At 56.7% G+C, this 19,449-nt stretch carries 17 protein-coding genes; 9 read left to right on the forward strand and 8 right to left on the reverse strand.

Going from position 1 to position 19,449, the window contains the following annotated elements; translation table 11 throughout:
• Positions 1–16: 16 nt before the first annotated feature.
• On the forward strand, positions 17–811 hold the full coding sequence (locus MX657_RS20955) for an SDR family NAD(P)-dependent oxidoreductase (RefSeq protein WP_080329090.1): 795 nt from the start codon (positions 17–19) through the stop codon (positions 809–811).
• 5 nt (positions 812–816) lie between these two features.
• Here MX657_RS20955 and MX657_RS20960 read toward each other — a convergent pair whose 3' ends face one another.
• Positions 817–1,344, reverse strand: coding sequence for an NlpC/P60 family protein (locus MX657_RS20960; protein ID WP_333017529.1), 528 nt, complete (start codon positions 1,342–1,344; stop codon positions 817–819).
• A gap of 239 nt (positions 1,345–1,583) precedes the next feature.
• Between MX657_RS20960 and MX657_RS20965 the strand changes: the two genes are divergently transcribed.
• A complete protein-coding gene (locus tag MX657_RS20965; protein ID WP_119916307.1) occupies positions 1,584–2,246 on the forward strand; it encodes an HAD family hydrolase in 663 nt (220 codons plus the stop codon).
• A 60-nt stretch (positions 2,247–2,306) separates the two neighbouring features.
• On the opposite strand, the gene MX657_RS20970 is transcribed toward MX657_RS20965, so the two are convergent.
• The gene (locus tag MX657_RS20970) at positions 2,307–3,332 is read right to left on the reverse strand and encodes a TerC/Alx family metal homeostasis membrane protein (protein WP_080329092.1); all 1,026 of its coding nucleotides are present in this window, start codon (positions 3,330–3,332) and stop codon (positions 2,307–2,309) included.
• Positions 3,333–3,439: 107 nt separating this feature from the next.
• The gene (locus MX657_RS20975) at positions 3,440–4,639 is read right to left on the reverse strand and encodes an NAD(P)/FAD-dependent oxidoreductase (RefSeq protein ID WP_346806682.1); all 1,200 of its coding nucleotides are present in this window, start codon (positions 4,637–4,639) and stop codon (positions 3,440–3,442) included.
• 228 nt (positions 4,640–4,867) lie between these two features.
• Between MX657_RS20975 and pitA the strand changes: the two genes are divergently transcribed.
• The 3 genes from pitA to MX657_RS20990 all read left to right on the forward strand — a co-directional run bounded on the left by pitA (position 4,868) and on the right by MX657_RS20990 (position 7,325).
• Positions 4,868–6,367, forward strand: coding sequence for an inorganic phosphate transporter PitA (gene pitA, locus MX657_RS20980; protein ID WP_080329096.1), 1,500 nt, complete (start codon positions 4,868–4,870; stop codon positions 6,365–6,367).
• 174 nt (positions 6,368–6,541) lie between these two features.
• On the forward strand, positions 6,542–6,931 hold the full coding sequence (locus tag MX657_RS20985; protein ID WP_346806683.1) for a polymorphic toxin type 44 domain-containing protein: 390 nt from the start codon (positions 6,542–6,544) through the stop codon (positions 6,929–6,931).
• Entirely contained in the window at positions 6,909–7,325 is a 417-nt protein-coding gene (locus MX657_RS20990) for a hypothetical protein (protein ID WP_080329097.1), read from the forward strand. The genes MX657_RS20985 and MX657_RS20990 overlap by 23 nt, the downstream gene beginning before the upstream one ends.
• Positions 7,326–7,359: 34 nt before the next feature.
• Here the strand turns inward: MX657_RS20990 and uspB are convergent, their stop codons facing one another.
• A complete protein-coding gene (gene uspB, locus MX657_RS20995; RefSeq protein ID WP_003861224.1) occupies positions 7,360–7,695 on the reverse strand; it encodes a universal stress protein UspB in 336 nt (111 codons plus the stop codon).
• A gap of 282 nt (positions 7,696–7,977) precedes the next feature.
• Between uspB and uspA the strand changes: the two genes are divergently transcribed.
• Positions 7,978–8,415: a universal stress protein UspA gene (gene uspA / locus MX657_RS21000; RefSeq protein ID WP_003861223.1), complete on the forward strand. Its 438-nt coding sequence runs from the start codon at positions 7,978–7,980 to the stop codon at positions 8,413–8,415.
• Positions 8,416–8,475: 60 nt separating this feature from the next.
• Here the strand turns inward: uspA and rsmJ are convergent, their stop codons facing one another.
• Together rsmJ and prlC are read right to left on the reverse strand one after the other, a co-directional pair.
• Complete coding sequence (gene rsmJ, locus MX657_RS21005; protein WP_032640378.1) at positions 8,476–9,228, reverse strand: 16S rRNA (guanine(1516)-N(2))-methyltransferase RsmJ; 753 nt, start codon at positions 9,226–9,228, stop codon at positions 8,476–8,478.
• A gap of 7 nt (positions 9,229–9,235) precedes the next feature.
• Positions 9,236–11,278, reverse strand: a complete 2,043-nt coding sequence (prlC, locus tag MX657_RS21010; protein ID WP_080329099.1) for an oligopeptidase A — start codon at positions 11,276–11,278, stop codon at positions 9,236–9,238.
• 179 nt (positions 11,279–11,457) lie between these two features.
• Between prlC and MX657_RS21015 the strand changes: the two genes are divergently transcribed.
• Together MX657_RS21015 and gorA are read left to right on the forward strand one after the other, a co-directional pair.
• Positions 11,458–12,300: a 23S rRNA (adenine(2030)-N(6))-methyltransferase RlmJ gene (locus MX657_RS21015; protein WP_346806687.1), complete on the forward strand. Its 843-nt coding sequence runs from the start codon at positions 11,458–11,460 to the stop codon at positions 12,298–12,300.
• Between the two features lie 71 nt (positions 12,301–12,371).
• Positions 12,372–13,724 (forward strand): glutathione-disulfide reductase, encoded by a 1,353-nt coding sequence (gene gorA, locus MX657_RS21020; protein ID WP_346806689.1) that lies wholly within the window; start codon positions 12,372–12,374, stop codon positions 13,722–13,724.
• A gap of 10 nt (positions 13,725–13,734) precedes the next feature.
• On the opposite strand, the gene MX657_RS21025 is transcribed toward gorA, so the two are convergent.
• The gene (locus tag MX657_RS21025) at positions 13,735–17,295 is read right to left on the reverse strand and encodes a response regulator (RefSeq protein WP_346806691.1); all 3,561 of its coding nucleotides are present in this window, start codon (positions 17,293–17,295) and stop codon (positions 13,735–13,737) included.
• A gap of 269 nt (positions 17,296–17,564) precedes the next feature.
• Between MX657_RS21025 and MX657_RS21030 the strand changes: the two genes are divergently transcribed.
• Entirely contained in the window at positions 17,565–17,903 is a 339-nt protein-coding gene (locus tag MX657_RS21030) for a Biofilm associated protein A (protein WP_119916301.1), read from the forward strand.
• Positions 17,904–17,907: 4 nt separating this feature from the next.
• Here the strand turns inward: MX657_RS21030 and MX657_RS21035 are convergent, their stop codons facing one another.
• Positions 17,908–19,179 (reverse strand): tetratricopeptide repeat protein, encoded by a 1,272-nt coding sequence (locus tag MX657_RS21035; protein ID WP_419179117.1) that lies wholly within the window; start codon positions 19,177–19,179, stop codon positions 17,908–17,910.
• Between the last annotated feature and the right edge of the window lie 270 nt (positions 19,180–19,449).

Here is a 19,449-nt window from a genome sequence, read left to right on the forward strand (position 1 = left end):
CGATAAGGAGCTGATGATGAAAATCGACTTTGCGGGGAAAGTGGCGCTGGTCACCGCCTCTACCGGCGGCATCGGGTTCGCCATTGCCAGAGGCCTGGCAGAAAGCGGCGCGGAAGTGATTGTTAATGGCCGCAGTACCGACTCGGTGAACAAGGGGATTCAGCAGCTACAGCAGGTGGTGCCGGGCGTGCAGGTGCGTGCCGCCATTGCCGATCTCAGCACCGCGGAAGGGGTTGAATCGCTGCTGAAGGTCGCGAGCGACGTCGATATTCTGGTGAACAACGCCGGGATTTACGGCCCGCAGGATTTCTATGGCACCGACGATGAAACCTGGGAGCGCTACTGGCAGACCAACGTGATGTCCGGCGTGCGCCTCTCCCGCGCCCTGCTTCCGGGGATGGTGAAAAAAGGCTGGGGCCGCGTTGTGTTTATCTCCTCCGAGTCGGCCTGCAATATCCCGGCGGATATGATCCACTACGGGGTGACCAAAACGGCACAGCTCTCGCTGGCGCGCGGGTTGGCAAAGTTCGTGGCGGGAAGCGGCGTGACGGTGAACAGCGTGCTGCCGGGCCCAACGATGTCGGACGGTTTCGCTGAAATGATGAAAGACGAGATCGAGAAAACCGGTAAATCGCTGGAGCAGCTGGCGAAAGAGTTTGTCATGGCCAACCGCCCCAGCTCGGTTATTCAGCGCGCCGCCACCGTTGAAGAAGTCGCTAATATGGTGATTTATGTCTGTTCAGCGCAGGCCTCCGCCACCTCGGGCGCGGCACTGCGCGTCGATGGCGGCGTGGTGGATGACATTATTTAACGTCGTCAGGCGGCGCTGCCCGCGACACGACGGGCGGTAATGTAGCGTGCCTGCCAGTAGTCATCGGTCAGGGTTGAGACCGTTACGCCCTGGCTGCTTGAGGCATGAATAAACTGGCTGTTACCGATATACACGCCAACGTGCCTGCGGTTCGGACCCGTCTGGAAGAAGACCAAATCTCCCGCCTTCAGGCGGTATTGCGCCACCCGAACGCCGCGATGGATCTGCTCGCTCGTCGTGCGCGGCAGATAAAGGTGCGCGGCATCGCTGAACAGATGCTGCATCAGCGCGGAGCAATCTACCCCGCGGTGCGTGGTGCCGCCCCACTGGTACTGGGTGCCCTTCCACTTCTGGTATTGATCGAGAATGCGCGAGCGCAGCGGGCCTGTTTCCTGGTGAAACAGAGCCGATTTCACCGGCGATTCCGCAAACGTGCTATCTACGGAGATCATCGATGCGGGCAGCTGAAAACTCAGCGCAGAAAACGAAGCAAAACTTAACGTGAGGATTGAAATAAGCGATCTGAACGTCATATCTATACTGGAACTAAGCGTGAATTTTTCCTTACCGGTGGGGGCCAATGTTCCCCCGAAATATCTTGCGATGTGGCGATAATATAGACAGCTTATTTTTTCACCAATCATTATTGAGGCCAAAATTGGACTCACTTTCAGATCGCAAGATCGAGAAAAAAATGGCGGTGATGTAAGGACTGTTCAGGTAAAGCAGGTACACTGATCCACAGAATGTGTATTTCAGCTAAGACGTATTTATGACCAATATGATTGCCGACGAGACGGTGGCAAAATCCAACGTGCTCTCTGTCTTTGACTTTGACGGGACATTAACGCACCACGACAGCTTTATCCCTTTCCTGCGTTTTGCCTTTGGGAAACGCTATTTCGCGGGTCGCCTGGTGCGCATGGCGCTGCCCACGCTCCACTGCGTGCGCCGCAAGCTGACGCGCGATGAGCTAAAAGAAGTGCTGATTAAAACGTTCCTGACGGGCGTGGACGAACACTGGCTGCGCCAGCAGGCGGAAGCCTTTTGCGAAAAATACTGGAGCAAGCTGATGCGCCCTGAAGGGGTGCTGGCGGTGGCGGCGGAGGTGAATGCCGGTGCGGAAGTGACAATTTGCTCTGCGTCGCCAGCGCTGGTGCTCCAGCCGTGGGCGGACAAGCTCGGCATTAAGCTTATTGGCACACAGCTGGAAGTGAAGGACGGCAAGCTGACGGGCCGTATCACCGGCAACAACTGCCGCTGTGCGCAGAAGGTGGCGAGACTGGAAAAGGTGTATGGCGATCTGAACGCCTATCACCTGCGCGCCTGGGGAGACACCCGCGGCGACCACGAACTGCTGGCGGCGGCGCAGGATCCGCACTGGCGGCATTTCCATCACCCGCGCAAGCGCCGGAATTCACCGATTAAGGGTTAAGTGCGGCCTGATGCCCTCATCCCAGCCCTCTCCCACAGGGAGAGGGAGAAAAACGGTACATCAGGCTTCACGTTTCCCCGGGAACAACACGCTCGCAATAATCCCCAGCGCCAGCACGCCTAACACAACAAACAGACTGGCCGTCGCGCCAATGCTGTAACCGTGGTGCCAGAAGTGATCGGTCGCATTCAGACCCAGCTTGAACGCCACGAAGAACAGCAGCAGCACCACCGCTTTCTCCAGATGCACCAGATACTGCTTGAGCGCTTCCAGCACAAAGTAGAGGGTACGCAGGCCGAGGATGGCGAACATCATGGCGCTGTAGATAATCAGCGGCTCGCGGCTCACCGCGATAATGGCCGGTACGGAGTCAAACGCGAACATCACGTCTGAGAGTTCGACCACCGCCACGCAGAGCAGCAGCGGCGTCGCATAGCGCTTCGCCTTCTTCACACGGCCAACCGTTACGTCCTGGTTTTCCGGCTTCTCAAGCTCTGCATCCACCTCTTTCTGGGTCAGAATAAAGGCGTGGCTGCTGATTTTCGGCCAGACGGGGTAGAAGCGTTTCACCAGGCGATAGGCAAGGTGACCCGAGTAATCTTCCACTTCGTCACTCTCTTCGTTGCGTTTGAGCATCATCACCGCCGTCCAGCCGACGACCAGCGCGAAAATAACCTCCACGTACGGCCCCAGACTCAGCAGGCTGGTGCCGATCGCCACGAAAATACCGCGGAAGACAATCGCCCCCAGCACGCCCCAGTAGAGCACGCGGTGACGGTACTTATCCGGCACGCCGAACCAGGCGAAGATCGCCATCATCACAAACAGGTTATCAATGGAGAGCACCTCTTCCAGCGCGTAGCCGGTGAGGAACAGGCTCGCCATCTCGGCGCCGTGATGGATATACAGGAACCCGGCAAACGCCATTGCCATTGAGAACCAGAAAACGGACCACATCGCCGCGCTTTTCAGCGAGACAGGCTTATCGTGACGGTGCATGAAGAGGTCGATAAACATCGCCCCAACGGCCATCACCACAAAGACAACAACGGTTTCCGTCGGGAAACCGAGATGAGCAGCAGACATACACAACCCTTTTATAGAGGCAGAACACAGCACCATGCAGGCTGGCGTAAACCAGCAGAGAAAAAGAGTGGGCTTTCAGTGAAGGCCACACTCAAAAAAAATCAATTCTAAACGTTCTTTTCCGCCAGCGCCTGCGCGCAGGCCCAGGCGCTGGCCCACGCCCACTGGAAATTATACCCGCCGAGCCAGCCGGTAACGTCCATCACTTCGCCGATAAAATAGAGCCCCGGTACGTTGCGCGCTTCCATGGTACGCGAGGAAAGCTCATTGGTGTCGACACCGCCCAGCGTCACTTCCGCCGTGCGGTAGCCTTCGGTGCCGTTTGGCTGGACGCGCCAGTTCGTTAGGGTATCCACCAACGTTTCCTGCTCGCGGCTGTTCAGCTGCTTGAGCGTCACATCCGGGATCTGCCCCAGCACCTGCAAACACTCTACCAGACGTTTTGGCAGCTGCATCGCCAGGGTATTTTTCAGGCTCTGATTCGGGTGAGCGGTGCGCTGTTCGTTGAGGAATGCATCCAGATCGCAGTCCGGCACCAGATTTACCGTGACAAACTCACCCGGCTGCCAGTAGCTGGAGATTTGCAGCACCGCCGGGCCGGAGAGACCGCGGTGAGTAAAGAGCAGGTTTTCGCGGAACACCGTCCCATCTTCGGCAGTAATAACGGAGGGAACGGACACGCCGGAAAGCGTCTGAAGCTGCTCCAGCAGCGGCTTATGCAGCGTAAACGGCACCAGCCCGGCGCGCGTAGGCAATACGTTCAGGCCAAACTGCTCGGCAATCTTATAGCCGAACGGGGACGCCCCCAGCCCCGGCATCGACAGACCGCCGCTGGCGATGACCAGGTTATCGGCGCTGACAGTGTCACCATTGAGCTGCAGCGTGTAGCCCTGCTCGTCGCGGGCAACCTCCAGCACTTCGGTACGCAGGCGCATGACCACGCCGCCCTTCTCGCACTCGGCCACCAGCATATCGACAATCTGCTGCGCGGAGTCGTCGCAGAAGAGCTGTCCCAGCGTCTTTTCATGCCACGCGATGCCGTGCTTACCGACCAGATCGATAAAATCCCACTGGGTATAACGCGCCAGCGCGGATTTGCAAAAATGGCGGTTCTGGCTCAAATAGGCCGCGGGTTCGACATAGAGATTGGTAAAGTTGCAGCGCCCGCCGCCGGACATCAGGATCTTGCGGCCTGGCTTTTTGCCGTTATCGAGTAACAGCACGCGACGACCCGTTTGTCCGGCCATTGCCGCACAAAACATACCCGCCGCACCGGCGCCAATGACCACGGCATCAAACCTTTCCACGTCAAAATCCTCTTCGTTAACTGCCGCGGATTGTAAAGTTTCCTCTGTGGTCACACCAGCGTAAAAAGATATTACAAAGCCATTTCATTGAAATTTAACGATTATCCTTTAAGGCACTTTTCTCAAATCAGGTGGTATGTCAAAAAAAGTCTATATTTCACTTTGCCCGTTGCGCATTTGTCCTGGATAATGCGCCGCGTTCATGTCCTCAAAATGGCGTAACGTCCTATGCTACATTTGTTTGCCGGCCTGGATTTACATACCGGGCTTTTACTATTGCTTGCTCTGGTTTTTGTACTGTTTTACGAAGCGATCAACGGCTTCCACGACACTGCAAACGCAGTAGCAACGGTTATCTACACTCGCGCAATGCGATCGCAGCTTGCGGTTGTTATGGCGGCGGTATTTAACTTTTTTGGTGTCCTCCTGGGCGGACTGAGCGTTGCGTATGCGATCGTGCATATGCTGCCAACGGATCTGCTGCTTAACGTTAGTTCTGGCCATGGCCTTGCTATGGTGTTCTCAATGCTGCTTGCTGCGATTATCTGGAACCTCGGTACCTGGTATTTCGGCCTGCCTGCATCCAGTTCTCACACTCTCATCGGCGCGATTATCGGTATCGGGTTAACGAATGCCCTGATGACCGGGACCTCGGTTGTTGATGCGTTAAATATCCCGAAAGTACTGGGGATCTTTGCCTCACTCATCGTCTCCCCTATCGTGGGTCTGGTGGTGGCGGGTGGCTTGATTTTCATCCTGCGTCGCTACTGGAGCAACACGAAGAAACGTGCGCGAATCCACCTGACGCCAGCAGAGCGTGAAAAGAAAGACGGCAAGAAAAAGCCGCCGTTCTGGACGCGTATCGCCCTGATCATTTCCGCTATCGGCGTGGCCTTCTCTCATGGCGCGAACGACGGGCAGAAAGGCATTGGTCTGGTGATGCTGGTACTGATTGGCGTCGCACCGGCGGGCTTCGTGGTTAACATGAACGCCTCCGGTTACGAAATTACCCGTACCCGTGATGCGGTCAACAACGTTGAGACCTATTTCCAGCAGCACCCTGAGCTGCTGAAAAAAGCGACCGGCGTTGACCAGCTCATCCCGTCTCCGGAAGCTGGGGCAACTACCGCCCCTGGTGAGTTCCACTGCCATCCGGCTAACGCGATTAACGCGCTGGAACGTGCCAAAGGCATGCTGGGCGATATCGAAAGCTACGACAAACTGGCTGTGGAACAGCGTGGTCAGCTGCGTCGCATTATGCTCTGCATCTCTGACGTGACCGATAAAGTCGCGAAGCTGCCAGAGGTTAATGCTGACGACAAACGTCTGCTGAAGAAACTGAAAAGCGACATGCTCAACACCATTGAGTACGCGCCAATCTGGATCATCATGGCCGTCGCGCTGGCTCTGGGTATCGGTACGATGATTGGCTGGCGTCGCGTGGCGACCACCATCGGCGAGAAGATCGGTAAGAAAGGCATGACCTATGCGCAGGGTATGTCCGCGCAGATGACGGCGGCGGTATCTATCGGCCTGGCAAGCTACACCGGTATGCCAGTATCCACCACCCACGTACTCTCCTCGTCCGTGGCAGGTACCATGATTGTTGACGGTGGCGGTCTGCAACGCAAAACCGTGACCAACATTCTGATGGCCTGGGTGTTCACCCTTCCGGCGTCCATCCTGCTGTCTGGCGGTCTGTACTGGATTTCGCTGAAGCTGATTTAATCGGTTGAAGGCGACAAAAAAGCGGGTCAGGAAACTGACCCGCTTTTTTTATGGCTGTTGTTTGTAGTCGGACATTTTATAACGTCAGGATTTTCTGAACATTTTTTGCCCAACCCAATTGCGAAGATAAAACTATCATGGCCGCCAGAAGAAAAACCAGACAAAGGAGAATGTATGGCTTCCGTCCCTATTCCAGGACCTGGCTCAATTGTTATAGCGAACAACATGCGCGAAGCACGCATTCACGGCATGTCGCGTAATATGGCCACTCCCTCAACGTATTATTGGTTCTACCAGAAAGTCAGGAATGGTGGTCCCTGGGACTACAAAAAGTTCGACCCATACTTAGCAGCATTTGGTAACTTCAATTTCGGTGCCGCCGGAACTGCCGCGGGAATCCCTGCAAACATTCTTCTTATGGGCGCAGGCTGGGCCCAAAGACGCGCTGGCACCTCAAAACCTGAATGGGGAAGGTGGCACGAAAAACCGCCTTACGGGGACGACCCGACGGACCAACGCAATATCAGAGAAGGAATAGAGTATGCCATTCAAAACGGCTACTAAATGGATTCATCGCCTTGTGACACTATCGCTTTTAGCTCTGGTCATTGGGTTTCTCTGGTTAAACTACCAGCCCAATCAGCGTAATAGCGATGAGCTTCAGCGCGCTTATAAATTATCTGACAGTGTCTGGCTCTATATGACCGTGAACAATCAGGGTGACGCAACCGTGCCCACAATCTACCGTTACTATCTCTCAGAAGAGATAGCAGGGAAAGATACTGACATTATCCATCAGCTCGCTATGAAGCATCCGATCATTGAAGGTACAGGCACAATTACCTCAGCAAGCATTGATGCAAACGGAGAAGTGAAAATTGCCTACAGCGGGAGGGTTATCTCGATTGAGGACAATATTTCAGATCTTCGATTCTCAGTTAAACCCTGGGCCAGATGAAACAAGGCGGGTCTTACCCCGCCTGCTGTTATGCTCAGTGCCAAATCATCAACGCAATCATACTGACCACGACCAGCCCACACAGGGCGCTGGTCAAAATGAACTGACGACGCAGACGTTCGCAGCGACGGATAAACTCTTCATCGTGATGATCGCGGTAGCGCTGGTAGTAGATATACCCCACCAGACGCATCTGCTTGCTGGGCTGCCCATGCGAGGTGAAGAACCCTCCACCATCCACATACTGATACAGCAACGGATCGCAACCACGAAGTACCACTAACAGCGCACGTAATGATGAGAAGTAGCGCGCCATATTCACTATGCAAACTACGCATAACGCCCAAAATAATGCGACGGTGCTAATCATACATCCTCCCCGGCGTCCGCCCACGAAGCAAGGCTTCTGAGCTACCGCACCCCAATGCCCTGACAGACAGTTCAGTGAAAGAATGACTAAAAATCGATCCGGTTCGCGTTTTAATATCCGAACGGTTCATTAAATAGTGTAGGAGATCCGTTAATTTTTTTGCCACAAGGTTAATCGTTATCAACACCAAAGCTTGAAAAATATGTTTAACTGGGCCGTAATGAAAGCATCAGACGACGCTTTCCCATTTAGTCATCGATAACTTAAGGAAGGAGTAACACTATGGCTTACAAACACATTCTTATCGCGGTAGACCTCTCCCCGGAGAGCAAAGTGCTGGTTGATAAAGCAGTCTCCATGGCACGTCCTTACAACGCGAAAGTTTCGCTGATCCACGTTGATGTGAATTACTCCGACCTCTACACCGGTCTGATCGACGTGAATCTTGGCGATATGCAGAAACGCATCTCCGAAGAGACCCACCACGCGCTGAGCGAACTCTCCACCAACGCGGGCTATCCGATCACCGAAACCCTGAGCGGCAGCGGCGACCTGGGCCAGGTGCTGGTTGATGCAATTAAGAAATACGATATGGACCTGGTGGTATGCGGTCACCATCAGGACTTCTGGAGCAAACTGATGTCTTCAGCGCGCCAGCTGATTAACACCGTTCACGTGGACATGCTGATTGTTCCGCTGCGCGACGAAGAAGACGAGTAAGTGCAAAAAAAGCGGCACTGAAAGTAGGCCGGGTAAGGCGAAGCCGCCACCCGGCTTTTTTTATTCTGGCGTACCCGAATAAATATCAAACCGATGCCCTTTCGTGGTCACCGCGTTAGTAGTCGCAACGTCCGCCAGCGGCGGCGCGTAGTCCGGACGCTTCACCACCACCCGCTTCGTCGCGAGCTGACGAGCCGGTTCCAGCAGGCCATCTGCGTCTAAATCCGGCCCCACCAGCGACTGAAATACCCGCATCTCTTTTTTCACCAGCGCGCTTTTCTGCTTATGCGGGAACATCGGGTCGAGGTAGACCACCTGCGGGCGCGGGGTGATATCGGTCAGCGCCGTCAGGCTGGAGGCGTGGATAAGCTGCAAGCGCTCCTGCAGCCACGGGCCGATTTCCGGGTCCGCGTAGCCCCGCGCCAGCCCGTCGTCGAGCAGCGCGGCCACCACCGGATTGCGCTCCAGCATCCGCACGTGACAGCCGACAGACGCCAGCACAAACGCGTCGCGCCCCAGCCCTGCCGTGGCGTCGACCACGTCCGGGAGATAGCTCCCCTTAATGCCGACCGCTTTGGCCACCGCTTCGCCGCGACCGCCGCCGAACTTGCGCCGGTGCGCCATCGCGCCGCCAACGAAGTCGACAAAAATCCCGCCGAGCTTCGGTTCGTCGCGCTTGCGTAATTCGAGATGCGCTGTCGTCATCACCAGCGCCATCAGGTTCTCTTCATCGTGCTCCAGCCCCCAGCGGGCCGCCAGAACAGATAAGGCGCCGTCTCCGGCGCCCGTTTCATCCACTAAGCAGATCTTCACGTAGCAATCAGCCTTTGATCCCGTAATGCTCAAGCATCGCGTCCAGCTGCGGCTCGCGGCCACGGAAGCGTTTAAACAGTTCCATCGGCTCTTCTGAACCGCCGCGGGTCAGGATGTTATCAAGGAACGACTGGCCGGTTTCGCGGTTGAAGATCCCCTCTTCCTCGAAGCGAGAGAAGGCATCCGCCGCCAGCACGTCGGCCCACAGGTAGCTGTAATAGCCTGCCGCATAGCCGCCCGCGAAGATATGGCTGAACGCGTGCGGGAAGCGGCCCCAGGTTGGCCCTGGAATAACGGCAACCTGCTTTTTAATCTCGGCCAGGGTTTCGAGGATTTTCGCCCCCTGCTCCGGGCTGAACTCCGCGTGCAGGCGGAAATCGAACAGGCCGAACTCCAGCTGACGCAGGATGAACATCGCCGCCTGGTAGTTTTTCGCCGCCAGCATTTTATCCAGCAGTTCCTTCGGCAGCGGTTCGCCGGTCTCGTAATGACCGGAGATAAACGCCAGCGCGTCCGGCTCCCAGCACCAGTTTTCCATAAACTGGCTTGGCAGCTCGACCGCATCCCACGGCACACCGCTGATGCCTGCAACGCCTGCGGTTTCGATGCGGGTCAGCATGTGGTGCAGGCCGTGACCGAACTCGTGGAAAAGGGTGATCACTTCATCGTGGGTGAACAGCGCAGGCTTGCCGCTTACCGGACGGTTGAAGTTACAGGTCAGGTAGGCGACCGGCTTTTGCAGAGAACCGTCTGCTTTACGCATCTGGCCCACGCAGTCGTCCATCCACGCCCCGCCGCGTTTGTTTTCACGCGCGTAAAGATCCAGATAGAAGCTACCGCGCAGCTCGTTTTTCTCGTCATACAGCTCAAAGAAGCGCACGTCCGGATGCCAGACGTCAATATCAGTACGCTCTTTAGCGGTAATGCCGTAAATGCGTTTTACCACTTCGAACAGGCCGTTAACGGCTTTGTTTTCCGGGAAGTACGGGCGCAGCTGCTCGTCGCTGATGCTGTAAAGATGCTGCTTCTGTTTTTCGCTGTAGTACGCGATATCCCACGGCTGAAGCTCGTCAACGCCGAACTCCGCTTTCGCGAAGGCGCGCAGCTGGGCCAGCTCTTTCTCCCCCTGAGGACGAGCGCGTTTCGCCAGATCGGTCAGGAAGTCGAGAACCTGCTGCGGGTTCTCGGCCATTTTAGTGGCGAGGGATTTATCGGCGTAGTTTTCAAAGCCCAGCAGCTGGGCCAGCTCGTGACGCAGCGCGAGGATCTCCGCCATCACCGGGCTGTTGTCCCACTTACCGGCATTCGGCCCCTGATCGGAGGCGCGGGTGCTGTAGGCGCGGTACATCTCTTCGCGCAATGCCTGGTTGTCACAGTAGGTCATCACCGGCAGATAGCTTGGGATATCCAGCGTTAACAGGAAGCCTTCCTGCTCTTTCGCTTCGGCCTGCGCTTTTGCCGCCGCCAGCGCGCTTTCCGGCATACCGGCCAGATCGGATTCATCGGTGATCAGCTTCGTCCAGCCCATGGTGGCGTCGAGGACGTTGTTGCTGTACTGGTTGCCCAGCTCGGACAGGCGCGCGGCAATTTCACCGTAGCGAACCTGCTTCTCTTTTGGCAGGCCGATACCGGACAGCTCAAAGTCGCGCAGCGCGTTATCAACCGATTTTTTCTGCGCCGTGTTCAGTTCGGCATAGTGGTCGCCGTCGCGCAGGTCGCGGTAGGCTTTGTAGAGCCCCTCGTGCTGACCGACCCAGGTGCTGTACTCAGAGAGCAGCGGCAGGGTTTGTTCGTAGGCTTCGCGCAGTTCCGGGCTGTTTTTCACCGAGTTCAGGTGGCTCACCGGGGAGAAGATACGCCCCAGTACGTCGTCCACTTCGGCCAGCGGCTGACACAGATTTTCCCAGGTGTACGGCGCGCCCTGCGCAACCACGCTTTCTACCGCCGCTCGGCAGTTGTCCAGCGACTGGGTAACGGCTGGAACCACATGCTCAGGGAGGATTTTAGAAAACGGTGGCAACGAAAAAGGCGTCAGTAATGGATTGGTCATAAACGCTGTCCTGTTGAAATAGGTGAATGAAGCGCGCATCCGGCGCTGTGCATATTGTTTTCAGTAATGGGGTTAAGTGTAGAGGATTTCAATAGCTGCGCTTACCGGGCCTGCGGGTAATCTGTGCCGTTCTGCTGTAAACTGTGGCAAATCGTCAATTCAGCGGAAAATCATTACCCATGCTCAGTTATCGCCACAGCTTCCACGCTGGCAACCATGCCGACGTCCTCAAACACACCGTTCAGAGCCTGATCATCGAATCGCTCAAAGAGAAAGAGAAGCCGTTTCTCTATCTGGACACCCATGCGGGCGCGGGCCGTTACCAGCTGAGCGGCGAGCATGCCGAGCGTACCGGCGAATACCTGGAAGGGATTGCGCGTATCTGGCAGCAGGACGATCTGCCTGCCGAGCTGGAGCCGTACATTGGCGTGGTGAACCACTTCAACCGCAACGGCCAGCTGCGTTACTACCCGGGTTCACCGCTGATTGCCCGCCAGCTGCTGCGCGAGCAGGACAGCCTCCAGCTGACCGAACTGCACCCGAGCGACTTCCCGCTGCTGCGTTCTGAATTTCAGAAAGATAACCGCGCCCGCGTGGACAAAGCCGATGGCTACCAGCAGCTGAAAGCCAAACTGCCGCCGGTTTCCCGTCGCGGCCTGGTGCTGATCGACCCGCCGTACGAAATCAAAACCGACTATCAGGCGGTGGTGACCGGCATTAACGAAGGTTACAAACGCTTTGCCACCGGCACCTATGCCCTGTGGTATCCGGTGGTGCTGCGCGCGCAGATCAAACGCATGATCAAAGACCTGGAAGCGACCGGCATCCGCAAAATCCTGCAGATTGAGCTGGCGGTACGCCCGGACAGCGACCAGCGCGGCATGACCGCTTCCGGCATGATCGTCATTAACCCGCCGTGGAAGCTCGAAGCGCAGATGAACAACGTGCTGCCGTGGCTGCACAAAACGCTGGTGCCAGCCGGAATGGGCCACGCCACCGTCAGCTGGATCGTGCCGGAGTAATCGCAGCCATCGGTGGAAACTATTGATTTCAGGTATACAATCGCGGCAATTTACGATTAAGGACAAGAGCTATGACTAAGCATTATGACTACATCGCAATCGGCGGCGGCAGCGGCGGCATCGCCTCCATCAACCGCGCGGCCATGTACGGCCAGAAGTGTGCGCTGATTGAAGCCAAAGCGCTGGGCGGCACCTGCGTGAACGTGGGTTGTGTACCGAAGAAAGTGATGTGGCACGCGGCGCAAATCCGTGAAGCGATCCATATGTACGGTCCGGACTACGGCTTTGACACCACGATTAACAATTTCGACTGGGACAAGCTTATCGCCAGCCGTACCGCCTACATCGACCGTATTCATACCTCGTACGACAACGTGCTGGGCAAGAATAACGTTGACGTCATCCACGGTTTCGCCCGCTTTGTGGACGCGAAAACGATCGAAGTGAACGGCGAAACGATCACCGCCGATCACATCCTGATCGCCACCGGCGGCCGTCCGAGCCACCCGAACATTCCGGGCGCGGAATACGGTATCGACTCCGACGGTTTCTTCGAGCTGCCTGCTCTGCCAGAACGCGTTGCCATTGTGGGCGCAGGTTACATCGCGGTTGAGCTGGCTGGCGTGATTAACGGCCTGGGTGCAGAAGCGCACCTGTTCGTGCGTAAACACGCCCCCCTGCGCAGCTTTGACCCGCTGATCGTCGATACGCTGGTTGAAGTGATGAACACCGAAGGCCCAACCCTGCACACCAACGCCGTGCCTAAAGCGGTGGTGAAAAACGCGGACGGTAGCCTGACCCTGGAGCTGGAAGATGGCCGCAGCCAGACCGTCGACTGCCTGATCTGGGCGATTGGCCGTGAACCAGCGAACGACAGCTTCAACCTGGCCGTGACCGGCGTCAAAACAAATGACAAAGGTTATATCGTCGTTGATAAGTTCCAGAACACCAGCGTGCCGGGCATTTACGCCGTCGGTGATAACACCGGTGCGGTTGAACTGACTCCGGTCGCCGTCGCGGCGGGCCGTCGTCTCTCCGAGCGTCTGTTCAACAACAAGCCGGACGAGCATCTGGATTACAACCTTATCCCAACCGTGGTCTTCAGCCACCCGCCAATCGGCACCGTCGGCTTAACCGAGCCGCAGGCGCGCGAGCAGTACGGCGACGATCAGGTGAAAGTGTATAAATCAGCGTTTACAGCGATGTATACCGCCGTCACCTCACACCGTCAGCCGTGCCGCATGAAGCTGGTCTGCATCGGCCCGGATGAGAAGATTGTCGGTATCCACGGCATTGGCTTCGGCATGGACGAGATCCTGCAGGGCTTCGCGGTGGCGCTGAAGATGGGCGCAACCAAGAAAGACTTCGACAACACCGTGGCGATCCACCCGACGGCGGCGGAAGAGTTTGTGACCATGCGTTAATGCCAGAACGTCAGCGCGCATCGCTGTTCTCTGACGACAGCTGCTGATTAAACCGACTCATCTCTTCCAGGACGCGGTTGACGAGGGATTCAATCTCTTGCCAGCCGCGTTCTTCATTACAGGCCGCTTCCAGCTGTTCGCAGGCTTGCTGCAGAGACGTCATGTTCATCATCCTTGCGCCGCCGTTAATGCGGTGCGCCATGCGGCCCACCTTATCGCGTTCTTTTTGCGCGAGCCACTGCGTCAGCTTGCTGGCATCCTGCCTGTTGACCTCGACCATTTCGGCCTGCAGTGCCCACGTGGCATCATTCACCCACTCAGATTTAGCGCCGCTGCCAGCAAAATAGCGGTCCAGCAGCGTCTGGAGTTTTTCTGCCGTCAGCGGTTTTTCCAGGTATTCATTCATACCGGCCTCAATGCAGCGAGCAGCCGATTCCTCGCCGCTCATCGCACTCAAACCGAAAACCGGGATCTGCGGTTGGACTGTCAGCTGCTCGGTGTGGCGGATTTGCCGTGCCAGTTCATAGCCGTCCATTTCCGGCATCGTGCAATCGGTAATAATCACATCGTAGCGGCCAGGATTCTGCTGCCACATCGACAGCGCCTCCGCGCCCTGCGTCGCCAGCGATACCCGGTGCCCCCATGACTCCAGCCGCTGTTGCAGCGCCCGGCGTGCAGGCGGGTAGTCATCCACTCCCAGAATATGCAGGCTGCGCGCCTGGTCGACGGGAGGAGGTGTTAACACCTTACCGGCGGCGGGCTGCGCATCAAAGTGAAGGCTCACCACGCAGCCCTCATGCGGTTCACTGTCGATACGCACCTCCGCCCCTGCGGCCTGCGCCATATACAGGCAGGCCGGTAAGCTGAACCCGGTATCGGTCCACTCGGATTTCAGCGTCACGTGGTGAGCGCGTCGGGTAATCTCCTCCAGCCGCTTTCCGTCGATTCCTTCTCCCTGGTCACACACCTCAATGACCAGCGGGACGGTCGTGGAGCCCGCGTCTGTGGTGCCCTCGTACACCTCAACGTCAATTTCTTCGCCGTTCGAGTGCTTGATCGCGTTGCGAAGCAGGCTGGAGAGGATGCGAATAATCAGCAGCGGATCGGTAATAAAGCGCTCACCGGAAAGCTCGATCAACACGTTCAGGGTGATCCCTTTGGCTTCCGCCTGCTGACGATAGAGCGCCACCGTACTGTGGATCAGCTGGGGCAAATGCGTGCTGCGGGTCGTGCCATTCAGCTGCGGGTTATCGGCCCGGAAAACATCAAACATATCCCCGATAAGCGAAAGCAGGCTCAGGGAAGATTCCCAGATCAGATTCAGATTTTCGTTATGCTCATGCCGCGCCTCCAGCGCCTGAAGCTCCATCTCCAGCAGGCCGGTGATCACGCTAAGCGGCGTGCGCACTTCATGCCCCATGCTCTGCATAAACGCGTTCTTACTGCCGATCGCCTGTTCCAGGTTATTTTTCGTCTCTGAAAGCTGGGCAATCAGCTGCTCTTTTTCCGTGACATCCAGCCAGCCGCCAATCAGGCCGCTGATATCGCCCTGGCCGTCATGCCACGGCACAACCCAGCCCTGCAGATAACGTCGCTGGCCGTTGATCGTACAGCTTTCAGACCAGTTCTGCGGCTGTCCATCCTGCAACGCCTGCTGGTACTTCGCCTCCAGGTTCGCCAGCACCGCCGGTTCGGCTATGGCGATCGCCGTGACAGGCTGCCCCTGCAATACCTCACCCGGCTGACCGATGGTCTCCGCCCAGACCTGGTTGTAACGCAGCAGGTTTCCGTTGCGATCGCGCACATAGAGCGCCACGGGTGAGGCGTCTATAAGCGCCTGGGTAAAACGCAACTGTTCGGCAAGCTGCTGCTGCCAGACGTTCCCGCGACGCAGCGCGGCGCGCAGATACTGGATCCACAGCCAACACCCGGTGACCACCAGCAGAAGCAGCACGCCCCAGACCAGGGAATTAAGCACCGTGCTTTGCGCCCAGGTTTCGCTATTGTCGATGGCGGCTTGTCGCCAGTCGCCCGCCAGCTGCATCAACGCCTGCGGCTGCATATCCGCCAGCGCCTTATTGAGAATATTAATCGGCTGGCTGGTGTCGGTTTGCGCGGCCATCACCACATCCGTGGGCGGTACGGGTACCGTCACCGCCAGATGAAAGCGGGTGGGATGATGGCGCGTCACCAGATAGTTGGCGATAAACTGCGGCGCAATCACGCCGCGCACGTCGCCTTTTTTCAGCCACGCGAGCGCATCATCCATCTTCGTAAGCGGCACCAGCTGGATGGTGGGATACCAGGTTTCCAGCCAGTGGATCAGCGGGTCATCAGCCATAATCGCCAGCTTTTCGCCCTTCAGCTGGGAAAAATCATCCGGTCGTTTGATCTCCTGATCCATGACCACCACAGAGGGCGTGGTGAGCAACGGTGAGGTCATCGCCATGCTCGCGGTAGACTTTTGCGCTATGTCGGTCTGCAGACTGAGCATCAGCGCGTCCGGGTTGTCCCGCTTCAGTGCATTCAGTTCGGCGTCGCTACCGGCGGTCAGAATCGTGAATTGAATATCGTACTGCTCGCTAAACTGATTGAGCAGGTCAACCACCAGACCCGCGGGCGATCCCTCCTCCACAAACGACAGCGGACGCTGGCGGCTATCCAGGATCACCTGGATCTGACTGTGCTCGCGCAGCCAGTTCTCTTCCTCCTGATCCAGCGCCAGCGGGTTGGTGGTGATCACGAAGCTCCGGTTGAGTCCCCAGCTGTTGGTAATACGCAAACGGCTGGCTAACGGAATGTGTTTAAACACCGTGTCGATGGCTTCCGCCAGCTGCGGCAGCTGGCGATCCACGCCAAAGCTCATGTTCAGATTGGGCAGCGCCGGGCTATAGCGCCAGTGTAGCCCCTGGGCCTGATGATACTGGGTGAGGTATTCCGCACTTGCGCGGTTAATCCACAGCGCGTCTATCTGCTTAAACGCCAGCGCGCTGACGGCTGAAGGGTACCAGTACTGAAAACGGAGCGTGCTGCCAGGGTAGTAACGACGCAGCGCCGGGCTGGCGCTGGTATCCGACATCAGCCCCAGTTTCCTGGGGATGGCTTCGCGTGCGTCGTCAGCACGATCGCGGGTGGTCATCAGGACCGCCTTATCCAGCAGCCATGGCGGCGTGGTTACCAGATCCGGATTTGGCCAAAGTTCCGGGTTCCACATCGCCACCATCTGAATTTCATGACGGCGCAGCGCCTGGAACGCATCGCGGCTATGGCTGTAATAATGCAGTTTGACGTTGACCTTAAGGCTATCCTCCAGCAGCGCCAGATAATCGGCAGCAATGCCGCTGAAAAGCCCGTGGCCCATGCCTTCACTCAAAGGGGGATGGGGCTGCCCCCAGACGCCCACATGAAGCGTCTGGTTGTTGTCCAGCCACTGCTGCACATCAACATTAAACTGGACGTGCGGCGCATTGACCTGCACACGGCGTTGCAGAGACAGTTCCTGGGCCTGAATCTGTCCGACACTGCACAACAGTAAAAACAGGCTTATCAACCGGGCAGATAAAAAACGCATCGTATGAGTGGTTCCCTGAGGAGAAGAACTGGAGGGGCCAGTAAAGAGGTTGTCTCTATTTTAGCAACTGCGCGTCGAACCACATTGCCTGATTACCCGCCATAATTTGCGGGAATTTTAGCAATACAGGCGCCAGCCCTGATTAAGGTCGGTCTTGTTTTTGCGAATAAGCGTAAATCTCTTTTTTATAAGACCGACCTTATTGTTCCCTTTTTCCATGGCAGGTAAAAATCAGGCAGATTTGCTATGCGTAAACAGGTTACTTCGTGATGAACAATAACAGCGACAACAGCACAGAAGCCCACACGGACGAGGCAATTAACGATAACTTTCCGGCCCTGACGGCGATCTCCCTCGGCGATATTTTAATTCAGCGCGAGGAGAGCCTTTTTATTAATGACAACAGTAAACAATGGCTGATAAAAGGGACTTCGGGGGAACAGGTTAATCTTTCCGACCTGCTCCCCGCCGATTCAGAGCCGGGAGAGTGGATGAAAGCCAGAGGGTCTGTCACCGTGGATGGTGTGCAGTACGAGGTCTATCACCACTCGGGTCTTGAGACGGAGCTGCTGGTGCAGGTCGGTATGCAGGTCGCGTCTCTTGAGTAACGGCTCATGTGCCGGTATCCCCGATCGCCTCCACCTGCATCTCTCCCTGACGAAAACGGTCGGCGAGGAAGAAAGGCACGGGTAAGGTCCACTGCCCGTTACGCACCAGCGCCGTATAGCGATAGCTCACACCATCAAACCGTAGCACAACGGCCTGCTTTTCGCCGTCCGCTTTCTCGCTCGGCCCCGCCAGTACGGTAAACCCGGCATTACTGCCAACATGAAAATGCTCTGCCTCCCAGCGGACAGGCGGGTGTTCTGGCCAGGGCCGGGCATGGTGAAACGCGAAAATCTCGTCGTGATTCATAATGCTCTGCCGAACGGTGGGCCACAACGCCACCTTCAGGAAATACTGATCGGTGAAACGCGCGCTGCCCTGATAGCCCGCCACAAACTGACGCATCATCCCTTCCACATTCTGGACCAGCCCGCCGCAGCCGCCCCACATCCCGGCCAGCAGCAGTTCGGTATGGGTAAAGTAGTCGCGCATATGGTGGAAATAAAACGGCGAACGCAGCCAGGCTTCCACGCAGACCTGTTCCCGCTCGGACAGCAAGGAGTCGGCGTCTCGCACCAAAAAGCGGTCGACCTGCGGGTCATCCATCACCAGAAAACGCCACATCGTCGGGTAGATCCCCTTTTCATGGCTCATATCCACCAGCGCCGCGCCCGCCTGCTCCAGCCGCTGCCAGACGTGCTGCGGCACGGAGTCGTCGAGATAGACGCGGCAGCGCCACGCAGGAAACAGCCCGGCGGCGGCATCGATATTTTTAATTAAGGTTTCGCAGTAGCGCGGCTGGTCGCCGTACAGACTAAACGCGATGATGTTCTTTTCGCGGCAATCCGCCTGAAAAGTCGGCGGTGGCGTCTGGGGCAGCGGCCAGACGGTTCCCTGACGAAAGCGCTGGTCAGAAAGGGTCAATGACTCCAGACCGTAGGCACGCATTTCAGCCGTTTTGCCCATATGTCCGCACAGTTCCGTCAGGCCATCAAGCCAGGTTTCTGACGCTTCGTGACGGCGGAGCGACTGATAAATCTTGCGATAAACCTTATAAGCCCGGTCATGCTTTCCCTCACGCATCAGACTCAGGGCGTAATCGCTTTGTACCGACATATTGTTCGGCAGAACAGCCAGCGCCTTTTCGCAGCAGCGGGAAGCCGTCGCGTAATCCGCAACGGCCATGGCGTGACGATACTGCTCCGCCAGCGCAGAAAATTTCTGGCGCAGTGCTTTTTGTTTCGTCGCAGAAGAATGAGGAAGAAAAGATGGGCGCATCGTCCGGGCTCAGTAAATGAAATAAACGTGAGTATTATTTTCCCCTCCGCGAGTAAGGTAAGCGACAAGACCCGTCTTGATGTTGCCGTTAAGCCGGAAATAAAAATTTATACGTTAAAAAGCCGATGAGGATGTAAGCTTTTATTATCATTGCGTTGATAGCGCAGAATTAATAACGTTCCTGCCCAGACATTGCGCTTTTCGTTATTGATGATTGCCAGAATAATAAACAAGCCTGGTCTTATAACAATGCGTTTCTCGTTTCATCAG

The sequence above is a fragment of the Enterobacter chuandaensis genome (assembly GCF_039718975.1).
Lineage (GTDB): Bacteria > Pseudomonadota > Gammaproteobacteria > Enterobacterales > Enterobacteriaceae > Enterobacter > Enterobacter chuandaensis.

Coding starts and splice junctions, on each gene's coding strand:
- MX657_RS20955 (WP_080329090.1), top strand. CDS start 17: ATGAAAATCGACTTTGCGGGGAAAGTGGCGCTGGTCACCGCCTCTACC.
- MX657_RS20960 (WP_333017529.1), bottom strand. CDS start 1,344: ATGACGTTCAGATCGCTTATTTCAATCCTCACGTTAAGTTTTGCTTCG.
- MX657_RS20965 (WP_119916307.1), top strand. CDS start 1,584: ATGACCAATATGATTGCCGACGAGACGGTGGCAAAATCCAACGTGCTC.
- MX657_RS20970 (WP_080329092.1), bottom strand. CDS start 3,332: ATGTCTGCTGCTCATCTCGGTTTCCCGACGGAAACCGTTGTTGTCTTT.
- pitA (WP_080329096.1), top strand. CDS start 4,868: ATGCTACATTTGTTTGCCGGCCTGGATTTACATACCGGGCTTTTACTA.
- MX657_RS20985 (WP_346806683.1), top strand. CDS start 6,542: ATGGCTTCCGTCCCTATTCCAGGACCTGGCTCAATTGTTATAGCGAAC.
- MX657_RS20990 (WP_080329097.1), top strand. CDS start 6,909: ATGCCATTCAAAACGGCTACTAAATGGATTCATCGCCTTGTGACACTA.
- uspB (WP_003861224.1), bottom strand. CDS start 7,695: ATGATTAGCACCGTCGCATTATTTTGGGCGTTATGCGTAGTTTGCATA.
- uspA (WP_003861223.1), top strand. CDS start 7,978: ATGGCTTACAAACACATTCTTATCGCGGTAGACCTCTCCCCGGAGAGC.
- prlC (WP_080329099.1), bottom strand. CDS start 11,278: ATGACCAATCCATTACTGACGCCTTTTTCGTTGCCACCGTTTTCTAAA.
- MX657_RS21015 (WP_346806687.1), top strand. CDS start 11,458: ATGCTCAGTTATCGCCACAGCTTCCACGCTGGCAACCATGCCGACGTC.
- gorA (WP_346806689.1), top strand. CDS start 12,372: ATGACTAAGCATTATGACTACATCGCAATCGGCGGCGGCAGCGGCGGC.
- MX657_RS21025 (WP_346806691.1), bottom strand. CDS start 17,295: ATGCGTTTTTTATCTGCCCGGTTGATAAGCCTGTTTTTACTGTTGTGC.
- MX657_RS21030 (WP_119916301.1), top strand. CDS start 17,565: ATGAACAATAACAGCGACAACAGCACAGAAGCCCACACGGACGAGGCA.
- MX657_RS21035 (WP_419179117.1), bottom strand. CDS start 19,179: ATGCGCCCATCTTTTCTTCCTCATTCTTCTGCGACGAAACAAAAAGCA.